Below are 18,083 nucleotides of genomic sequence, written 5' to 3'. Positions count from 1 at the left end.
TTGACGTTGGCCAAATCAACGCCCGAACCATCCGCCTTCACTCGAGGCTTCACGTTGTAGTCAAGCACGCGCTTGATCGGCACCAAAAGCTTCATGGCATCACCTTCTCAAAACCGTTTTATACAAATATTTCAGCAACCAGAGAACTGCGGCTTGCGCTTCTCCGCAAAGGCTTTGATTGCTTCGGCAAAATCTTCCGTTTGCCCGGCAATGGATTGATTATCCCGCTCCACATTCAGCGTCGCGTCCAGCCCATTCTCCAGCGCATACGCCACCTGACGTCGGATCATGCCCATCGCTCTGGTCGGCCCCGCGGCCAATCGGGCGGCCAGCGCCTGCGCCTCGATCAGGACAGCATCTTCGGCCACAACGCGCGTCACCAACCCCGCCGCCTTGGCCTCATCGGCGCCCATACGTTCACCCAGCAGCGCCATTTCCAGTGCCCGCGCCCTGCCCGCGCTGCGCGCCACCAGCCATGTCGCGCCTGCATCCGGCACCAGACCAATGTTAACGAAGGCCAGTAGGAGATAGGCACTTTGCGCCATCACGACGATGTCACCGGCCAGCGCCACACTCAGCCCTGCACCCGCACAGGGACCGTTAAGCGCGGTCACCACCGGAATCTCCAGAGCGGCCAGTTTGCGCACAAAAGGATGGTAATGGGCATCCAGCAGCGCGCCCAGATCCTTTGGCAGGCCCTCATACCCCGCCCCATCAGGAGCAATATCGGCGCCCGAACAGAAGAACCGCCCCTCTCCCGTCAACACCACCGCCCGCGCGCCCTGCGCTACCGCGTTGTCAAACGCCGCGCACAAATCGTCAAACACCGCTGGCGTCAGCGCATTGAGCTTGTCCGGACGGTTCAATGCGATGGTCATCACATCACCCGCACGGCTAACCTTGATGAAGCGATAGTCCGTCATCATACCGCCTCGATCACCATGGCAATGCCCTGGCCACCGCCGATGCACATGGTTATCAGAGCGTATCGCCCGCCTGTACGGCGCAATTCATAGGCCGCCTTTACCGTCAGGATCGTGCCGGTCGCCCCTACCGGATGCCCCAGCGCGACGCCGCTGCCGTTGGGATTGAGCCTGGCTGGATCAAAGCCCAGTTCGCCCGCCACGGCCAGCGCCTGCGCGGCAAAAGCCTCATTGGCCTCGATCACATCCATGTCCGCCAGCGTCAGCCCCGCACGTTTCAGCGCAATCGGCACCGCCTTGACCGGACCAATGCCCATATAGGCGGGTTCGACTCCGGCATGGCCCCAACTGACAATGCGCGCCAAAGGCTTCAAACCCTTTTGCGCCACGACACCACCCGTGGCCAGCACCACCGCCGCCGCGCCATCGTTGATGCCGCTGGCATTGGCGGCGGTAACCGTACCATCCTTTTTGAACACCGGCTTCATACCGGCCAAGGTTTCCATATTGGTATCGGCGCGCGGGTGTTCGTCCATGTCGAACACGCTCACACCCTTGCGGGTTTTGATCTCGATGGGCAGGATCTGGTCCTTGAAACGCCCATCGGCAATCGCGCGGACCGCTCGGGCATGGCCCTCCACGACCAGCGCATCCTGCTGCTCGCGGGTCACATTATAGCGCGCCGCAACATTTTCCGCGGTAATCCCCATGTGATAGCCATCAATCGGATCGGACAAAGTCTGCACCAGCGCGTCCACCAGCGCCCCGTCGCCCATCTTGCGCCCCCAGCGCTGGCCATGATCGTGATAGGGGGCGTTGGACATGCTCTCTGCCCCGCCCGCCAGCGTGATCTCAGCCTCGCCCAGCTTCATCATCTGGGCCGCCGAAATGATCGCCTGAAGCCCCGATCCGCACAGACGGTTGACCGTCAGCGCCGGCGTTCCCACCGGGACGCCTGCGTTGAGCGCCGCAACCCGCGCCAGATAGGCATCCTTCGCACTGGACGGGATGACCTGGCCGAACACGACATGGCCGATATCGCCGGGTGCCACGCCTGCACGCTTCACAGCCTCGGCCGCCACCATGCCCGCCAGTTCGGAGGGCATGAAATTTTTCAACCCACCGCCAAAATCGCCGATCGCCGTGCGTACACCGGACACAATGTATATATTCTGGGCTTCCGACATAACCGGCTCCTGCATTTGCAATTAAAGTGTTTTGATAATGGCGGAAAAGTCCACGCCGCCATTGCCCGCCGCATCAAAGGCGGCATAAAGTTCTTCGGCGCGATGCCCCATCGGCACCGGCGCCCCGGCAGCCTGCGCCGCGGCCATGGCCAGCTTCAGATCCTTGAGCATCAGCGCCGTGGCAAAACCGCCCTGATAGCCATTGTCCGCAGGCGTCGTCGGCCCCACGCCGGGCACCGGGCAATAGGATGTCATCGACCAGCATTGTCCCGACGCTTTGGAGGAAATGTCATAGAAGGTCTGGAGATCCAGACCCAACCGCTCGGCCAATTTGAACGTCTCGCAAGTGGCCACCATAGAGGCGCCCAGCAGCATGTTGTTGCAGATCTTGGCCGCCTGTCCGGCCCCGCTTTCGCCCGCATGGATCACCGCCTTGCCCATTTGCGCAAGGATCGGCCCGGCCGCGGCAAAACTGTCGGCCGGGCCGCCCACCATAAAGGTCAACGTCCCCGCATTGGCCGCCGCAATCCCACCGGACACCGGAGCATCCACCATGCGATAACCTGCCGCCTCGGCCATCACCGACACTTCGCGCGCCGTGGCAACATCGATGGTCGAGCAATCCAGCAGCAGCGCGCCAACAGGCGCCTGACCCAGCACATCAGCGCTGTAGACCGACTTCACAATCGCGCCATTGGGCAACATCGAGACCACCGCATCCGCGCCCGCCACCGTTTCGCGCGCGGTGGCAAAAGTGGTGCAGCCATTGGCGCGCGCACGCTCCAGCGCCGCTTCAGCCAGATCGAAGGCCCGGACATCATGACCTGCCTTGGCCAGATTGGCCGCCATGCCGCCACCCATATTGCCAAGACCGATAAATGCAATTTTCATGCAAACCTCTCCTTTTATACGCTCCGGCCCGTTGGCCTGAAGCCTTTCGGCCTTTAGCGGCCTTTCCAGACGGGCTGACGCTTTTCGACAAAGGCTGCCATCCCTTCGGCCTTGTCCTGAGTGGCGGTGAGGATCTGGAACAGCCGCCGTTCAGTCAGGAGGCCCTGTTCGAGGCCGGTTTCAAAGGCGATATTGACCATTTCCTTGTTCACCATCGCGGCCATGCGCGGCATTCCCGCGATGGTTTGCGCCGTTTTCACCGCATCCTCGACCAGATCGGCCAGAGGCACGATGCGCGCCACAAGACCGCTGCGCTCGGCTTCCTCGGCGCCCATCATGCGGCCGGTCAGGCACATTTCCATCGCCTTGGCCTTGCCCACCGCACGGGTCAGACGCTGTGATCCGCCCATGCCCGGCGCCACGCCCAGCTTGATCTCTGGCTGGCCGAATTTAGCGGTATCGGCCGCCAGAATGAAATCGGCCATCATCGCCAGTTCGCAGCCGCCGCCCAATGCAAAACCGTTGACCGCCGCGATCCACGGCTTGCGGGTGGTGCGCACAATATACGCCTGCCAATCGGCAAAGAAATCGCCCAGAAAGAAATCGGCGGCAGGTTTTTCGGCCATTTCCTTGATGTCGGCACCCGCTGCAAAAGCCTTGTCGCCGCTGCCGGTCAACACGGCGCAGCCCTGTGTATCATCGGCCTCGAATGCGGCGAAAGCCTTGACCAGTTCGGCGCAAACCTGCGAATTGAGCGCGTTGAGCGCCTTGGGCCGGTTCAGCGTGATGAGCGTCACCGCACCGCGCGTTTCGACGAGGATCGTTTCGTAACTCATAGTGGTTTCCATTCCTCAAGTGCCGCAAGAGGCGCAAAAATATTCTCGATCATCGTGTCGGTCACGGCCTCTGCCGTTGGGGGCGACCACTGCGGCGCATTGTCCTTGTCAATGATGACCGCCCGCACCCCTTCGGCAAAATCGGGCAGCATCAGCACCCTTGCGCCGATGCGATATTCCATAGCCATATTCGCGGCGAAGTCGGGCAATGTCCGGCTTGTGGCCAATTGCCGCAACGAAACCTTGCAGGTCGTCGGGCTCTTGGTGCGGATCGTGGTCAGTGTGGTTTGGGCAAAATCGCTGTCATCCGCCTCCAGAGCGGCGAGGATGTCCTCCAGCCGGTCACTGGCAAACAGGCGGGCGATGGCATCGGCATGGGCCGCGATTTTCGCCTCAGGCGCGGGCGCGGCCATTGCATCGAGCACCGCATCGGGGGCCTCACCCGCAATCATCCGCGCCTTGGCCTGCGGCAGGTCGGCGGCGGGCAGATAATGGCTCGCCAGCCCTGCCCAGACGCATTCCGCCCCATCAAGCCGCGCGCCGGTCAGCGCCAGATATTGGCCCAGCCTGCCCGCGAGGCGCGAGAGATACCAGCCGCCACCGACATCGGGAAACAGGCCGATCCCGCTTTCCGGCATGGCAAGGCGGGTGTTCTGGGTCGCCACACGCAGCCGGGCGGGCTGGGAAATGCCTACGCCTCCGCCCATCGTAATGCCGTCCATGAACGCCACCACCGGCTTGGGATAGGTAAAGAGCAGGTGGTTGAGCTGATATTCCTCGTAAAAGAAACGCCTCCCGGCCACACCATCCTCCAGCGCCGATTGGCGCAGCAGGCTGATGTCGCCGCCCGAGCAGAACCCGCGTGAGAGTTTGGGATCACCACCCGCATCCACCGCATGGCCGATCAGCACCGCGGACACCCGATCATCCCCGCGCCAGTCGAGCAACGCGCCCGTCATGGCCCGCACCATATCCAGCGTCAGCGCATGGATCGCGCGTGGGCGGTTCAACGAGAGAATAGCTGCCGCGCCCTCGATACGAACCAGAACTTCCGGCGTGGCGGATGCGTCATCAAGGCTCACTTCAACAACTCCCGCGCAATGATCAGGCGCATCACTTCATTGGTGCCTTCCAGAATGCGATGCACACGCAAATCGCGCCAGAAGCGCTCGATCGGATAGTCGCGCAGATAGCCATAGCCGCCGAACATCTGCAGCGCCCGGTCCACTACGCTGCTGCCGGTATCGGTGGCGAAACGCTTGGCCATGGCGGCAAAGGCGGTCTTGTCCCCCGCACCCGCCGTGATCTTGCTGGCGGCGATATAGAGCAGCGCGCGCGCCGCCTCCAGCTCGGTCACCATGTCGGCCAATTGGAACTGTGTGTTCTGGAAATCGGCAATCGCCTTGCCAAACTGCTTGCGGTCCTTGGTATATTGCACCGCCTCGTCAAGGCAGCGCTGCGCCCCGCCCAGCGAGCAGGCGCCGATGTTCACCCGCCCGCCATCGATGCCCGCCATGGCGATCTTGAAACCGTCCCCCTTGGCCCCCAACAGATTGGCGACCGGCACGCGCACATCGTCCAGAATGACCTGTGCCGTGGGCGAAGCGTTCCAGCCCAGCTTTTTCTCCGGCGCGCCAAAACTGACGCCCTTCATACCTTTTTCCACCACGACGCAGGAAATTCCCCGCGCCCCGGCCTCACCTGTGCGCACCATGATGAGGTAAACATCGTTCACCCCGCCGCCCGATATGAACTGCTTGGTGCCGTTGAGCACATAATCACCGCCATCCCGCCGCGCCGTGGTCGACAGCGCGGCAGCGTCCGACCCGCTGCCCGGCTCGGTCAAGCAATAGGAGGCCAACTGCTCCATCCCCACCAGCGCGGGCAGATAGCGCGATTTCAGATCCGCGCTGCCAAAGCGGTCGATCATCCAGGCGGCCATATTGTGGATCGAGATAAAGGCGCTGGTCGCCGCGCAGCCATAGGCCATCGCCTCGATCACCAGCGCCGCTTCCAGACGCCCCAGCCCGATCCCGCCGCTCTCCTCGCCGACATAGATCGCGCCAAAGCCCATTTCACCGGCGGCCTGCATCACCTCGCGCGGGAAGTGATGTTCCTCGTCCCAGCGTGCGGCGTGGGGGGTGATCGCATCGGCCGTAAATCGGCGCGCCGCTTCCTGTATGGCCAGTTGATCCGGCGAAAGTGTGAAGGCATCCGTCATCATAGGTCAGGCCATCGTTGGAATAACAAAGGCATTGCCGCCGTCGAACGAACCGTCAGGCCATTTGGCGGTGATCGTCTTGATTTTGGTCCAGAACTTGATGCCTTCCATGCCATGCTGATTGGTATCGCCAAAGGCGCTGCGTTTCCATCCGCCAAACGTGTGATAGGCCACCGGCACTGGAATGGGCACGTTGATGCCTACCATGCCCACATTGACCCGGGCGGCAAATTCACGCGCGGCATGGCCGTTGCGGGTAAAGATCGCCACGCCATTGCCATATTGGTGCTTGCTGGGCAGCGCGAGGGCCGCTTCGAAATCGACCGCACGCACGATTTGCAGGACAGGCCCGAAGATCTCGTTCTTATAGCTTTCCATGTCGGGCGTAACATGATCGATCAGCGTCGGCCCGACAAAGAAGCCCTTTTCGTGGCCCTGCAGAGTGAAGCCGCGGCCATCAACAAGGATCTTGCCCCCTTCCTCCTCGCATTTGGCGATCCAGCCCTCAACGCGGGCCTTGTGATCGCCGGTGACGACCGGGCCGTAATGGGCATCAGGATCGCTCGAAATGCCAAGGCGCAGGCTCTCGATTTCGGGCAGCAGCTTTTCGATCAAACGCTCTGCCGTCCCCTCGCCCACCGGCACCACCACGGGCAGCGCCATGCAACGCTCGCCCGCCGAACCGAAGGCCGCGCCCGACAGATCGCGCACCACCTGATCCATATCGGCGTCGGGCATCACGATGCCGTGGTTTTTGGCCCCGCCCATCGCCTGCACGCGCTTGCCATTGCGGGCGCCGCGTTCATAGACATAGTTGGCGATGTCCGACGAGCCGACAAAGCTGATCGCGCCGATGGCGGGGTGGTCGAGGATGGCGTCCACCATTTCCTTGTCACCATGCACGCATTGCAGAATGCCCTCTGGTGCGCCCGCCTCCAGCATCAGTTCACACAGGCGGACCGGCACCGAAGGATCGCGCTCCGAAGGCTTGAGGATAAAGGCATTGCCGCAAGCAATCGCCACGCCAAACATCCACATCGGGATCATCGCGGGAAAGTTGAAAGGCGTGATGCCCGCACCGATGCCAACAGGCTGACGCATCGAATAGACATCGATGCCGGGGCCCGCGCCCTGCGTATATTCACCCTTCAGCAAATGGGGCACGCCGCAGGCAAACTCGATCACATCCAGACCGCGCTGGATGTCACCCTTGGCATCGGCGATCACCTTGCCATGCTCGCTGGCCAGCAGTTCGGCCAGGCTCTGCATGTTGTCCTCGACCAGACGCTTGAATTCAAACATCACGCGGGCGCGGCGCTGGGGGTTGGTCGCGGCCCATGCCGGTTGGGCCGCCAAAGCGGCGGCCACCGCCCGTTCCAGCAGCGCGGCATCGCCCAAGACCACCTCGGCCTGCACTTCGCCCGCCGAAGGGTTCAGCACCGGCGACCTGCGCCCGGTTGCCCCGGCGGCGGTGCCAACAATATGATGGTCAATCAGGCGCATCTGGCTCTCCTCAAAATCTTGTTGCCGATGGAGTAAACCGACAAATCTCTATGGCAACCATCGTATTTGCATCCTAAGATGCAAAAATGCAGGTCACGGACTGGAGCGATTTTCAAACCTTTTTGGCCGTCGCGCGCGCGGGCAAACTCGCCATGGCCGGTGAGGCCCTGGGCATGGACGCCACCACGGTCAGTCGGCGCCTGCGCCGCCTTGAAAATCGGCTGGGCGTCACGCTCTTTGAACAAACGCGCGAGGGTCAGATCCTGACGCAGGCCGGCGAACGGGTGCTGGTCGCGGTTGAGGGCATGGCGCAGGCGAGCCGGGAACTGGAAACAGGCAGCCCGGATTCGGGACTGACCGGCCATGTGCGGATCAGCGTTTCCGAAGGCTTTGGCAGTTGGGTCGTGGCGCCCAATCTGGGCGATATGGCCGCGCGCCATCCCGGACTGGTGATCGATCTGGTGGCCAGCAGTGGATTTCTCAGCCCTTCGCGGCGCGAGGCGGACATCGCCGTTCTTCTGTCCCGCCCCAAATCCGGTCCGCTGATCGCAGGGAAACTGTCTGATTACGCTTTGCGACTTTACGCCACCCCGGACTATCTGGCAGGCCGCCCGGCGATCCATCAGACGAGGGATCTTAAATCGGGCCATCAACTCGTCGGCTATGTCCCTGAACTGATCTATGCGCCCGAACTCAATTATCTGTCCGAGATCGACGCCGATCTGGTTGCCAATCTGCGCTCCACATCGATCCTTGCCCAACATCGCATCCTGGCGGCATCGGGCGGCATCGGCGTTTTGCCCTGCTTTATGGGCGACGGCGATCCCGCACTGGTCCGCGTCCTGCCCGATCAGGTGATTATCCGCAGCTTCTGGCTGGTCACGCATAAGGACACCCATAGCCTTCAACGCATTCGCGCCGTTCACACTTGGCTGACCGAGACGACCAAGGCCAGACACAAACTGCTCATGCCTTGATGGTGCGGTCAGGCGATCGGGCAAGGCTCATTGTGCCTGAACCCGCGCCTTGGCGGCAACCGCGGCGTGGATGGTGGCCGGGTCGAAATAATAGGGTTTGATCTGGCAACATTTGCCATCGCGAAAGCGAAAGACTTCGCACAATTCTGCGGGTTCCAGCGCCGGATCGGCAAAGCGCAGCGAAAGGATCGTCACGGCATGGTCCCGTCCGGCGGTGGTTTCCACCCGGTCCATCGCCACCACATCCATCATGCCCATCACCTTGACGAACAGATCATAAAGACCACTCTTGCCACGATAGGATCCCTCCATCGGCAGGCCATCGGCCTCGATCGCCACGAAATCATCGGTCAGACGCTCTGCCGCCGCGTCCCACTGGCCGGTGCCGGTCAGTTCATAGAGTTCATCAACGAAAGCGATCATCTCGTCCGGGGTCATGGCGGCATCCTTTTTGTTCTTGTTCGATCTGGCCCCATCATCGCCGTTGATGGGACGATCACCACCTAGCGAAAAGGCTAGAGGCCATCGGGCCGCCACGCGCCCTATCAAGCGGTAACAAAACAAACAGGATGCCCCGCCATGGCCTTACCCCCAACCCTTCCGGCGTTTGCCCGCCATATCATCCTGCGCCGCCGCCCGGTCGGCGTGCCGACCCCGGATTGCTTTGCCTTGTCGCAAACCCCGATGCCCCGGCCCGGCCAAGGGCAGATGCTGGTGCGGATGCTGGTCGGATCGGTCGATCCGGCGATTCGCGGTTTTCTCGATGACCGCCCCTCCTATCTGCCCCCGGTTGCGCTTGGCGCGCCGGTCAATGGCATGTCGCTGGGCCAGATTGTGGAATCGCACCATCCCGACTGGCGGGTGGGCGACTATGTCCGGGTCTTTGCCACATGGTCGGATCATTTCGTCATCGGGCCTGATGCGCTGGGGCTGGAGCGCGTAACGCCCGCCGCCAATGTGCCGCTGCGCAGCTATATGGGCGCGCTGGGCCCGGTGGGGCTGACGGCGTGGGTGGGCCTGTTTGCCGTGGGCGAGGCCAAAGCGGGCGAGACGGTGCTGGTCAGCGCGGCGGCGGGCGCCACGGGCAGCACGGTGGTGCAGCTGGCCAAGGCGGCGGGGTGCCGGGTGGTGGGCATGGCGGGCGGCGCGGACAAGGCGCAGGTCCTGCGCGAACTGGGCGCGGATGCGGTGGTGGATTATCGCGCCGTCGAGGGTGATCTGGGCACAGCGCTGGATGCGGTCGCGCCCGAAGGGTTCGATGTCTATTTCGACAATATCGGCGGGCCTACCCTCGACGCGGTATTGCCCCGGATGCGTGAAAAAGGGCGCATCCCTCTCTGCGGCATGATCGCGCAATATAATGATGCCGACCACCCCTATGGCGTCCAAAACCTGTGGCAGATGGTGGTCAAGCGTGTGACGATGCGCGGTTTCCTGACCTATGACCATGCCGACAGGCTGGGTGAGGCACAGGCGATGCTCGACCGGCTGCACAAGGCGGGGCAACTTCGCCCGCTGGAAAATGTGCATTACGGCTTTGACCACTTGCCAGAAGCCTTCATCGCCTTGATGCAGGGAAAAACCATCGGCAAGACTCTGGTGGAAATAGCATAATCGGGAAAGGAAATGCACGAGTGAGCGATGTGGTCTGGCACCGGCTGGGCGCCGAAACCGAGATCGGGGATGGGCAGATGGCGGATGGACAGATGACCGTCCATGCCGTCGGCGGATGGCAGGTGCTGCTGGCACGCCATGATGATGGATGGGTGGCGCTCAACGACCGCTGCACCCATGCCGCATCGCGGCTGTCCAACGGGCGAATCCGGCGCGGAGCGATCATGTGCCCGCTGCATGGCGCGCGTTTCGATCTGGCCGATGGGCGCTGTATCGGCGGGGCCTATCCGGCGGTGCGCCAGTTTGATCTGCGCGTGGTCGATGGCATGGTCGAGGTCGCCGTGCCCGCCCGCCCGCCGGGCATGGATGAAACGCCGGTCGAGGTCTGAACGCGCGCGCCTGTGCAATGCGCTAGGCGCGCGGCACGGTGCGAGGCCCTATGATCGCGTGAAACAAGAAGTGGGAGAGCATCCATGCCCTTTACCGGCCCTGCCGAAGACCGCCTTGCCCTGCGCGAATTGCTGGAAACCTATGCCGACGCCGTCACGCGCTGCGACGCGCAGGCATGGGGCGCGACATGGGCCGATGATGCTCAATGGTCGCTGCCCGACTATCCCGAAATCGGCACCACCCATGGCCGCGAAGCCATCGTCGCCATGTGGGTGGAGGCGATGAAACATTACCCCGGCATCATGTTCGAGGCATGGCCGGGCAGCATCGAAGTGCATGGCGACAAAGCCGTGATGCGCTCCTATACGGCCGAGGTCTATGACTGGCCCGATGGCGTCCACCGCGACCGGGGGCAATATGACGATGAATGCATCAGGATCGACGGGCGCTGGTATTTCAGCCGCCGCACCTTTCGCAATATCCATCGCCAGATCGGCCCGAAAGGTCTGTGATCGCAGCCATGGCGCGCAACCGCTATTGGCGGCTCGATGCCCATCCCGACGGGCATGATTATGCCGCCGCCCTGAGCCTTCATGAGGAAACGCCAGCCCCTCTGGTCGAGGGCCAGGTGCAGGTTGCGGTTGATTATCTCTCGATGGATGCGGGCACCCGGATGTGGATGACGGGCCGCACCGATGGCTATCAACCGCCCTTGGCCTTGGGGGCAACGATGGTCGGGCTGGTTCTGGGGCGTGTGTGCGAAAGCCGCGATCCCGACTTTGCCGTGGGCGATCTAGTGCGCGGGTTTGGGCAATGGGCCGAACTGTCCGTGATGGTTCCCTCGCTGGCCGGGCTGGAGCGGATCGCAGAGCCTCTGGCCGATCCGCGCGATCCCTTTGGCGTGCTGGGGCTCAATGCCTGGACCGCGCATATCGGCGTTTGCGATGTGGCGCAGGTCAAGGCCGGACAGTGGCTGGCCGTATCGGCCGCGGCCGGGGCGACCGGGGTGATGGCCTGTCAGATCGGCCGCAATCTGGGCGCGCGCGTGGTGGGGATTGCGGGCGGACCGGCCAAGTGCCGTTATCTGCGCGAGGTGATCGGGGTTGACCGCACCATCGATTATCGGGGGGAAGATGTAGCGGCAGCACTCTCGGACATAGACGGCGGCATTCATGCCTATTTCGATAATGTCGGCGGGCCGCTGCTGGATGCGGTGTTGCCCAATATGGCGCATTATGGGCGCGTGGCGGTCTGCGGCATGGTGGCGGCCTATGGCGGGGCGCCCTTGCCCGGCCCGGCGCGTTTCGATCAAGTGTTAATGCGGCGATTGCGGATCGAGGGTTTTTTCATCCCCGATGTGCTGGCCGCGGGCGGAGCCTTCCCCCCGATTCTGCGCGAATGGGCGCGCGATGGGCGTCTATCCATGCCCTTTGACCAGAGCGAGGGCATCGAGAATGTCCTGACGGCCTATGGACGCATGATGCGCGGAGCCAACATCGGCAAAACCATTGTGAAAGTGAGCCGCTGATGCCGATCATCCGCCACCATGCCCCTTTGCGCGCGCTGGTCGCGGTGCGCGGGCATCCGTTTGACCGCACCGCTTTTGATGCGGTGTTTCAGGCCATGGAAGGGGTTTCGGCCACGATGGTCGATCAACCCGCCGCCGCGCTGTTGATGAACCCGGACGGCATGCGCGATTTTGATGCGCTGGTGCTTTACGATATGCCGGGGCTGGATTTCGAAGCGGATGCACCGCCCGCCTTCATCGATCCCTCGCCCGCCTTGCAGGTCGGCTTCCGCGCCTTGCTGGAACAGGGCAAGGGTGTGTTGGCGCTCCATCATGCGCTGGCCGGATGGCCGACATGGGGCGATTATCACGAATGGCTGGGTGGACAATTCCTCTATCGCCCTGCCCATGTGCGAGGAGCGGACAGGCTGGACAGCGGTTATCGCCATGATGTGGCCTATCAGGCCAGCGTGATGCCTCATCCGATCACGGCGGGCCTGCCCGCCAGCTTTACGATGCAGGACGAACTCTATCTGGCCGAAGTGTTTACCGATTTGGTCGAGCCGCTGATGACCAGTGATGCCGACTTTACCCGCGATCACTTCTGGTCGGCGGATCTGGCGGTGCGGGGACAGATGTTCTGTCGCGATGGCTGGGATCATCCGCCCGGTTCATCGCTGATCGGCTGGACCAAGATGGCGATCAACAGCCGACTGGCCTATCTGCAACCGGGCGATGGGGTGGCGGCCTATGACAATCCGCATTACCGGCGGCTGGTGGAAAACGCGCTGCGCTGGGTGGCCGGGCAATAAGGTGGCGGGCGCCGCAACGCCCGCCTTGAGCCTTTAGCGAGCCGTCATCCCGCCATCGACCACCATTTCTGCGCCGGTGATATAGCGTGCCTCGTCCGAGGCGAGGAACAGGTTCATGTTGGCAATGTCATCGGGCGCGCCCATATAGCCCATCGGGATCAACGCCATGGTCGCATCATAATTGGCCGCATTGTCTTCAAGAGCCACGCCCTGAATATTGGTGGCGATCATGCCGGGATGCACCGAATTGCACCGTATGCCATCGCCCGCGCCTTCCAGCGCCACAACCTTGGTCAACAGACGCACCCCGCCCTTCGACGCGGCATAGGAGGCGCAGCCCGGCACACCGATCAACCCGGCCACCGAAGAAATATTGATGATCGAGCCGCCACGCGCTTTCCCGTCATCGCCAGCCCGACGCATCATCGCCATGGCCCGCTTTGCGCCCTGGAATACGCTGGTCAGATTGACGTCGATCTGGCGCTGCCAATCGGCGGTGCTGACCGTGTCCATCATGCCCAGAACCGCGATCCCGGCATTGTTGACCAGAACATCGAGCCGCCCCTCCGCCTCGTCAATCGCGGCCATCACCCGGTCCCAATCCGCCTCGCTGGTCACATCCTGATGCAGCGCCACCGCATGGCCGCCCGATGCACGAATGCCTGCGGCAACCTTTTCCGCGCCGTCCAGATCACGGTCGGTCAAATAGACGCGCGCGCCTTCCTGTGCAAAGCGGACGGCAGTGCTGCTGCCCAATCCGGGCACCGATGCCCCGCCCGTCACCAGCGCCACTTTGCCTTCTAGCCGTGCCATATCGAATCTCTCCTGCTTGGAAAAAGGGCGGCACGAGATACCCCGCGCCGCCCCTTATTTTCATCTCAATATCAGAACTTTACGCCCAACGTCGCGCCATAGGTGCGCGGTTCAAGCGCCGAGGCAAAGGACCACAGGCCCGCCACGGTAAAGGCCGCCGTGGTCGTGCGCGTATCGGCCAGATTGCGGCCAAACACGCGGACATAGGCATCGGCCCCCTGCATTTTGAAATTGACGGTCATGCTGGCGTCAAGCAGGTCTTGTGTAGCGGTACGGACGCGGGCGTCATTGCCGTTGACGATAACCTTGGTCACCGTGGTGCCCGACATCACAGGTGTCAGCCCGCCCAGCGAGATCTGCGAATCGTACGGATCGATATGGCGCAGACCGACGGTTGTCACCACGCTGCCAAAGCTGGTTTTGGCCATATATTCGGCATTGATCGAACCGGAGAATTTGGGCGCATAGATCAGCCGGTTATTGGAATAATCGAAGGGTACAATCGCCCCGTTATAGATATTGCCGACCACGAAATTGCGGAAATGCGAATCCATGATCGATGCACTGGCCGTCAGCTTCAGCCCGTCCATGGGCCGCAAGGTGGCGTCCATTTCCAAGCCCTTGATGGTCGCGCCGCCCACATTGCTGGTAATCGTCTGGTTGCCGGTGGGGCCGCCGGGGATTGTGGTGTTCTGCTGCATGTTCTTGTAATCGGAAATGAACCCGGCCACGTTGAATTGCAGCATGCGATCGAGCGCATCGAATTTCGCGCCGATTTCATAGGAATCGACCGTTTCGGGCTGGAACGGCGTGCTGGCGGTGGCCGCCGTGGCGGCGCGGGGGCTGAACCCGCCCGAACGATAGCCGCGCGACCAACTGCCATAGAACATCATGTTTGCGTTGGGGCGATAGTCGACGCCGATCTTGGGCGTAAACTTGGAAAAGCCCCGCTTGCCCGATCCGACCAGACCGCTGGTGGCAAAACTATTGGTCAATTGCTTGTCGTCATGGCTCCAGCGGCCGCCAAACGAGATGCGCCATTTATCCGCAACCGCCCAGTTGAAGTCACCAAATGCGGCATAGCTTTCGGTCTTGCCATAGACGCTTTGCGCGTTGGTATCGAACACGCAAGGCGGCGTATTCGGGCTGAAGCCAAACACACGCGAGCATTGTGTCAAATTATAGTTAGACGTGAAATAGAAGAGGCCGACCACGTAATCGAAGCCCTCAAACAGCTTGCCCGCGCCGCGCAATTCCTGACTGACCTGGGTGTAGCGCTGGCGACGATCGACGTAATAAAGGTCGGTCGAGGAACCGTCAAAGTCCTGCGTCTGATATTCCTTGCTGTGGCGCCATCCGGTGATCGAGGTCAGCTTTACCCCGCCCACATCGTAATTCATTTCCAGCGTGGCGGCGGGGGCCTTGTAATTGCTGGTCGCGCTCTGACTGAAGGTCGTATAAATGCCCGTAGTATTGTTGCGGTTGCATTCCTGTGCCGGTTCAAACGCACAGAACAGCTCGCTGCTGTTGGCGATATTGGCGACGACCGGATCGAAATTCTGGACCGTGTTTTCCAGCGTCAGGATCGCATCAAACGTAGAATTTTCCGGCCGATAGCGCAGGGCCGCGCCGAAATTGTCGCTCTTGCTCCACCCGCTGGGCTTCTTGGTGGTGACGTTGTTATAGAACCCGTCGGTCTGATTGTGGAAATACCAGAATTTGGCGCCAAGCGAGGAACCATTGCCGACATTGACCACGGCCTTGGTGTTCCATGTGTTCCACTGGCCATAGGAACCTTCGATTTTGACCCCGTTCTTCATCGTCGGCTTTGTGCGGCGAATGTTGATGACGCCGCCGATGGTGTTGGCACCAAAGAGCGTACCTTGCGGCCCGCGCAGCACTTCGAGCTGTTCGATGTCGAAGGCGTCTTGCAACTGGCCGGTGTTGGTGCCGATGGTCACGCCATCGACCACCACACCCACGGTCGGGGTCTGGCTCTTTTCGATATCGGCATAGGTCAAGCCGCGGATCGACAGATTGGCGGCCTGCGCGCCGGAGTTCTGTTGGGTGATAAGCAGGCCCGGCGCCGAGCCGGTCAGATCGCCGATATTGGCCGAAGCCTTGTTGTCCAGCATTGCGGCATTGATCGCGGTGATGGCAACCGGCGTTGTTTGCAGCGTTTCGGAACGGCGCCGCGCGGTAACGATGATCGCATTGCTGTCAACCGGAACAACGCTCACCTGCGCCCCCGCCGTTTGTTGCGCCAGAGCCGCCATGGGCATCCCCGCCAGACACGAACCGATCAATAGCGCGCCAATTGTGCGCCTTGCAAAGATGCTCTGCATGTCTTTCCTCTCCGTGGATTGTCGAAGGGGTATGCCCCTTTCCTTCCGGCGCAAACTAAGCTTGGGATGGCAAACGAACCTACTGCAACAAATCATAGGTGCATGCAGACGCGTTTGGTTCACATTCCCGCCAGAGAGAGGATGACCCATGCCCAATACTGAAAACCGCCGATTTCTGTTGGTAAAGCGCCCCTTTGGCACGCCTGCACGCGATGATTTTCAACTGGTGCGCGAAGCGGTGCCTCATGCGCCCGAAGGCGGCATGGTGGTGCGCAACCGCTTCATTTCGCTCGATCCGGCCCAGCGCGGATGGATGGATGACGCGCCCAGCTATATGCCGCCTATTGCGCTGGGTGATCCGGTGCGCGCGACAACCGTTGGCGTGGTGGAGGAATCGCGCAATCCCGATTTTGCGCCCGGCGACTGGGTGCTGGGCCTCAACGCGATTGAAGATTTCTCGATAGTGTTGCCCGGCGGCTTCACCAGCCGGATCGATGTGGGCATTGTCGACCGGCCATCGCGCTATCTTTCGGCGGTGGGGGCGGTTGGGCTGACGGCCTATTTCGGACTGCTGGATGCCGGACAGCCCCAAGTGGGCGAGACGCTGCTGGTGACGGGCGCGGCCGGTGCGGTCGGTTCGATGGTGGGCCAGATCGGCAAGATCATGGGAATGCGGGTGATCGGCATTGCGGGCGGCGCGGAAAAATGCCGCCGTCTGGTGCGCGATTACGGCTTTGATGCGGCCATTGATTACAAGGACAAATCACAGGCCCAAATCGCGGCGGAAATCACCGAGGCTGCGCCGCAAGGCATTGACATCCTGTTTGAAAATGTCGGCGGCGAAGTGATGGACGCCGCCATGCTCAACCTCGCGCTGCATGCCCGCGTTGTGCTCTGCGGCCTTATCAGCGAGTATAACAGCGCCGAAAAAGTCGGCATGCGCAACCTGTGGCAGGTGATCGTCAAACAGGCCACCATCAAGGGCTTTCTGATCGCCGCCTATGTCCCCCGCTTTGCCGAGGGCGGCGCGCAAATCGCCCAATGGATTGCCGAGGGCAAATTGCGCGTGGACGAGGATATTCAGTTCGGGCTGGACAATGCCTATGATGCCTTCATGCGCCTGTTCACCGGGGCCAATACCGGCAAACTGGTGCTGGAACTCGATTGATGGCGGGGCGATCACCCGGATGTGATCGCCCCGCCCCCCGTCAGAACTGGATTCGTTTGGTATAGCCGCCATCGACCACGATGTTGGTGCCCGTGGTGTAGGATGACGCCGGGCTGGCCAGAAACACCACGGCGCGCGCCACTTCCTCTGGCCCGCCCCAACGGCCCAGCGCGAATTGCGCCAGTGTTGCGTCATGAAGTTCGGGCATCATCCCCTCAATCGCCTCCCAATTGCCGCCGGGGAATTTGATCGGGCCGGGCGAGACGGCATTCACGCGGATGCCCTTCGGCCCCAGAGCCTGACTGAGCTGTCCGGCATAGACGATCAACGCGCCTTTGAGCGCATTATAGCCCTGCGGAACGATAAAGGTTTCCAGCCCCGCCGTGCTGGCGGTGATGACGATGCTGCCCGCGCCCGATGCGGCCAGATGCGGTTCAAGCACCTCGACCCCGATGACGGCGCCCATGATGTCGTAATCAAGGCCCTTTTGCCAATCGCCGGTCGCGCCCGCGCCGCTGGTGGAAATCATCGGCACAAATATGTCGCAGCCGCCCAGAGCATTCGCCGCCCCGGTCAGCCATGCACGATAGGCGTCATGGCCCGATTCCATGTCAAAGGCCGAGCCAAACACCTTGCCGCCATGCTTTTCGAGGCTGGCGACGGTTTCGGCCACCTGATCGGCGTTGCGCGAACAGAAGGCGACATCGGCCCCTTCGGCGGCGAACAATTCGACGCTGGCGCGGCCAATACCCCGGCTGCCCCCGGTCAGAATGACCTTTTTGCCCTTTAGTCCCAGATCCATGTTCGTAAATCCTCTCTGCCGCGCCACAGCAGCGCCGGTGACAGGGTGACCTTGCGCATCCCTCCCCCGGCCTGCCACTCGCCTTTTGGAGAGG

General features: G+C 62.0%; 18 protein-coding genes and 1 pseudogene. 7 read left to right on the top strand and 12 right to left on the bottom strand.

Translation table 11 applies throughout. From position 1 onward, the window contains the following. The 8 genes and pseudogenes from ACZ9HU_RS17130 to ACZ9HU_RS17095 all read right to left on the bottom strand — a co-directional run. A pseudogene (locus ACZ9HU_RS17130) lies at window positions 1-95 on the bottom strand (electron transfer flavoprotein subunit beta/FixA family protein); the annotation flags it as partial. A 36-nt stretch (window positions 96-131) separates the two neighbouring features. After that, window positions 132-926: an enoyl-CoA hydratase-related protein gene (locus ACZ9HU_RS17125; RefSeq protein WP_476106713.1), complete on the bottom strand. Its 795-nt coding sequence runs from the start codon at window positions 924-926 to the stop codon at window positions 132-134. After that, window positions 923-2,110: a beta-ketothiolase BktB gene (gene bktB, locus ACZ9HU_RS17120; RefSeq protein ID WP_476106711.1), complete on the bottom strand. Its 1,188-nt coding sequence runs from the start codon at window positions 2,108-2,110 to the stop codon at window positions 923-925. Before bktB ends, ACZ9HU_RS17125 begins: the two co-directional genes overlap by 4 nt. A gap of 21 nt (window positions 2,111-2,131) precedes the next feature. Next, entirely contained in the window at window positions 2,132-3,019 is an 888-nt protein-coding gene (gene mmsB / locus ACZ9HU_RS17115) for a 3-hydroxyisobutyrate dehydrogenase (RefSeq protein WP_476106722.1), read from the bottom strand. 35 nt (window positions 3,020-3,054) lie between these two features. Next, complete coding sequence (locus ACZ9HU_RS17110) at window positions 3,055-3,837, bottom strand: enoyl-CoA hydratase-related protein (RefSeq protein WP_476106710.1); 783 nt, start codon at window positions 3,835-3,837, stop codon at window positions 3,055-3,057. Then, window positions 3,834-4,919 (bottom strand): enoyl-CoA hydratase/isomerase family protein, encoded by a 1,086-nt coding sequence (locus ACZ9HU_RS17105; protein WP_476106709.1) that lies wholly within the window; start codon window positions 4,917-4,919, stop codon window positions 3,834-3,836. The genes ACZ9HU_RS17110 and ACZ9HU_RS17105 overlap by 4 nt, the downstream gene beginning before the upstream one ends. Continuing rightward, complete coding sequence (locus ACZ9HU_RS17100) at window positions 4,916-6,058, bottom strand: acyl-CoA dehydrogenase family protein (protein ID WP_476106721.1); 1,143 nt, start codon at window positions 6,056-6,058, stop codon at window positions 4,916-4,918. The genes ACZ9HU_RS17105 and ACZ9HU_RS17100 overlap by 4 nt, the downstream gene beginning before the upstream one ends. Window positions 6,059-6,064: 6 nt before the next feature. Then, window positions 6,065-7,561 carry a CoA-acylating methylmalonate-semialdehyde dehydrogenase gene (locus tag ACZ9HU_RS17095; RefSeq protein ID WP_476106708.1) on the bottom strand — a complete coding sequence of 499 codons (1,497 nt, stop codon included), beginning with the start codon at window positions 7,559-7,561 and terminating at the stop codon, window positions 6,065-6,067. 86 nt (window positions 7,562-7,647) lie between these two features. On the opposite strand from ACZ9HU_RS17095, the gene ACZ9HU_RS17090 reads away from it, so the two are divergent. After that, window positions 7,648-8,538: a LysR family transcriptional regulator gene (locus ACZ9HU_RS17090; RefSeq protein ID WP_476106707.1), complete on the top strand. Its 891-nt coding sequence runs from the start codon at window positions 7,648-7,650 to the stop codon at window positions 8,536-8,538. A gap of 27 nt (window positions 8,539-8,565) precedes the next feature. Here ACZ9HU_RS17090 and ACZ9HU_RS17085 read toward each other — a convergent pair whose 3' ends face one another. Beyond that, window positions 8,566-8,976: a nuclear transport factor 2 family protein gene (locus ACZ9HU_RS17085; protein ID WP_476106706.1), complete on the bottom strand. Its 411-nt coding sequence runs from the start codon at window positions 8,974-8,976 to the stop codon at window positions 8,566-8,568. 141 nt (window positions 8,977-9,117) lie between these two features. Between ACZ9HU_RS17085 and ACZ9HU_RS17080 the strand changes: the two genes are divergently transcribed. From ACZ9HU_RS17080 to ACZ9HU_RS17060, 5 genes are all read left to right on the top strand, one after another. Then, window positions 9,118-10,152 carry an NADP-dependent oxidoreductase gene (locus ACZ9HU_RS17080; protein WP_476106704.1) on the top strand — a complete coding sequence of 345 codons (1,035 nt, stop codon included), beginning with the start codon at window positions 9,118-9,120 and terminating at the stop codon, window positions 10,150-10,152. A gap of 20 nt (window positions 10,153-10,172) precedes the next feature. Further along, window positions 10,173-10,541 carry a Rieske (2Fe-2S) protein gene (locus ACZ9HU_RS17075; RefSeq protein ID WP_476106702.1) on the top strand — a complete coding sequence of 123 codons (369 nt, stop codon included), beginning with the start codon at window positions 10,173-10,175 and terminating at the stop codon, window positions 10,539-10,541. A gap of 84 nt (window positions 10,542-10,625) precedes the next feature. Next, entirely contained in the window at window positions 10,626-11,054 is a 429-nt protein-coding gene (locus ACZ9HU_RS17070) for a nuclear transport factor 2 family protein (protein WP_476106700.1), read from the top strand. After that, window positions 11,051-12,070: a zinc-binding dehydrogenase gene (locus ACZ9HU_RS17065; protein WP_476106697.1), complete on the top strand. Its 1,020-nt coding sequence runs from the start codon at window positions 11,051-11,053 to the stop codon at window positions 12,068-12,070. Before ACZ9HU_RS17070 ends, ACZ9HU_RS17065 begins: the two co-directional genes overlap by 4 nt. Next, entirely contained in the window at window positions 12,070-12,861 is a 792-nt protein-coding gene (locus ACZ9HU_RS17060; RefSeq protein WP_476106695.1) for a ThuA domain-containing protein, read from the top strand. The genes ACZ9HU_RS17065 and ACZ9HU_RS17060 overlap by 1 nt, the downstream gene beginning before the upstream one ends. Before the next feature lie 33 nt (window positions 12,862-12,894). Here ACZ9HU_RS17060 and ACZ9HU_RS17055 read toward each other — a convergent pair whose 3' ends face one another. Next, window positions 12,895-13,674, bottom strand: coding sequence for an SDR family NAD(P)-dependent oxidoreductase (locus tag ACZ9HU_RS17055; RefSeq protein WP_476106693.1), 780 nt, complete (start codon window positions 13,672-13,674; stop codon window positions 12,895-12,897). Between the two features lie 71 nt (window positions 13,675-13,745). Then, window positions 13,746-16,019, bottom strand: a complete 2,274-nt coding sequence (locus ACZ9HU_RS17050; RefSeq protein ID WP_476106692.1) for a TonB-dependent receptor — start codon at window positions 16,017-16,019, stop codon at window positions 13,746-13,748. A gap of 148 nt (window positions 16,020-16,167) precedes the next feature. On the opposite strand from ACZ9HU_RS17050, the gene ACZ9HU_RS17045 reads away from it, so the two are divergent. After that, complete coding sequence (locus tag ACZ9HU_RS17045; RefSeq protein ID WP_476106690.1) at window positions 16,168-17,187, top strand: NADP-dependent oxidoreductase; 1,020 nt, start codon at window positions 16,168-16,170, stop codon at window positions 17,185-17,187. Window positions 17,188-17,227: 40 nt separating this feature from the next. Here ACZ9HU_RS17045 and ACZ9HU_RS17040 read toward each other — a convergent pair whose 3' ends face one another. Then, window positions 17,228-17,989 carry an SDR family NAD(P)-dependent oxidoreductase gene (locus ACZ9HU_RS17040; protein ID WP_476106689.1) on the bottom strand — a complete coding sequence of 254 codons (762 nt, stop codon included), beginning with the start codon at window positions 17,987-17,989 and terminating at the stop codon, window positions 17,228-17,230. Between the last annotated feature and the right edge of the window lie 94 nt (window positions 17,990-18,083).

This window comes from Novosphingobium sp. Sphag1I (genome assembly GCF_056279125.1).
This window is presented reverse-complemented; position numbering and strand designations above follow the sequence as displayed.

Coding starts and splice junctions, on each gene's coding strand:
- ACZ9HU_RS17090 (WP_476106707.1), top strand. CDS start 7,648: ATGCAGGTCACGGACTGGAGCGATTTTCAAACCTTTTTGGCCGTCGCG.
- ACZ9HU_RS17085 (WP_476106706.1), bottom strand. CDS start 8,976: ATGACCCCGGACGAGATGATCGCTTTCGTTGATGAACTCTATGAACTG.
- ACZ9HU_RS17080 (WP_476106704.1), top strand. CDS start 9,118: ATGGCCTTACCCCCAACCCTTCCGGCGTTTGCCCGCCATATCATCCTG.
- ACZ9HU_RS17070 (WP_476106700.1), top strand. CDS start 10,626: ATGCCCTTTACCGGCCCTGCCGAAGACCGCCTTGCCCTGCGCGAATTG.
- ACZ9HU_RS17055 (WP_476106693.1), bottom strand. CDS start 13,674: ATGGCACGGCTAGAAGGCAAAGTGGCGCTGGTGACGGGCGGGGCATCG.
- ACZ9HU_RS17040 (WP_476106689.1), bottom strand. CDS start 17,989: ATGGATCTGGGACTAAAGGGCAAAAAGGTCATTCTGACCGGGGGCAGC.
- ACZ9HU_RS17110 (WP_476106710.1), bottom strand. CDS start 3,837: ATGAGTTACGAAACGATCCTCGTCGAAACGCGCGGTGCGGTGACGCTC.
- ACZ9HU_RS17125 (WP_476106713.1), bottom strand. CDS start 926: ATGATGACGGACTATCGCTTCATCAAGGTTAGCCGTGCGGGTGATGTG.
- bktB (WP_476106711.1), bottom strand. CDS start 2,110: ATGTCGGAAGCCCAGAATATATACATTGTGTCCGGTGTACGCACGGCG.
- ACZ9HU_RS17060 (WP_476106695.1), top strand. CDS start 12,070: ATGCCGATCATCCGCCACCATGCCCCTTTGCGCGCGCTGGTCGCGGTG.
- ACZ9HU_RS17095 (WP_476106708.1), bottom strand. CDS start 7,561: ATGCGCCTGATTGACCATCATATTGTTGGCACCGCCGCCGGGGCAACC.
- ACZ9HU_RS17045 (WP_476106690.1), top strand. CDS start 16,168: ATGCCCAATACTGAAAACCGCCGATTTCTGTTGGTAAAGCGCCCCTTT.
- ACZ9HU_RS17050 (WP_476106692.1), bottom strand. CDS start 16,019: ATGCAGAGCATCTTTGCAAGGCGCACAATTGGCGCGCTATTGATCGGT.
- ACZ9HU_RS17100 (WP_476106721.1), bottom strand. CDS start 6,058: ATGACGGATGCCTTCACACTTTCGCCGGATCAACTGGCCATACAGGAA.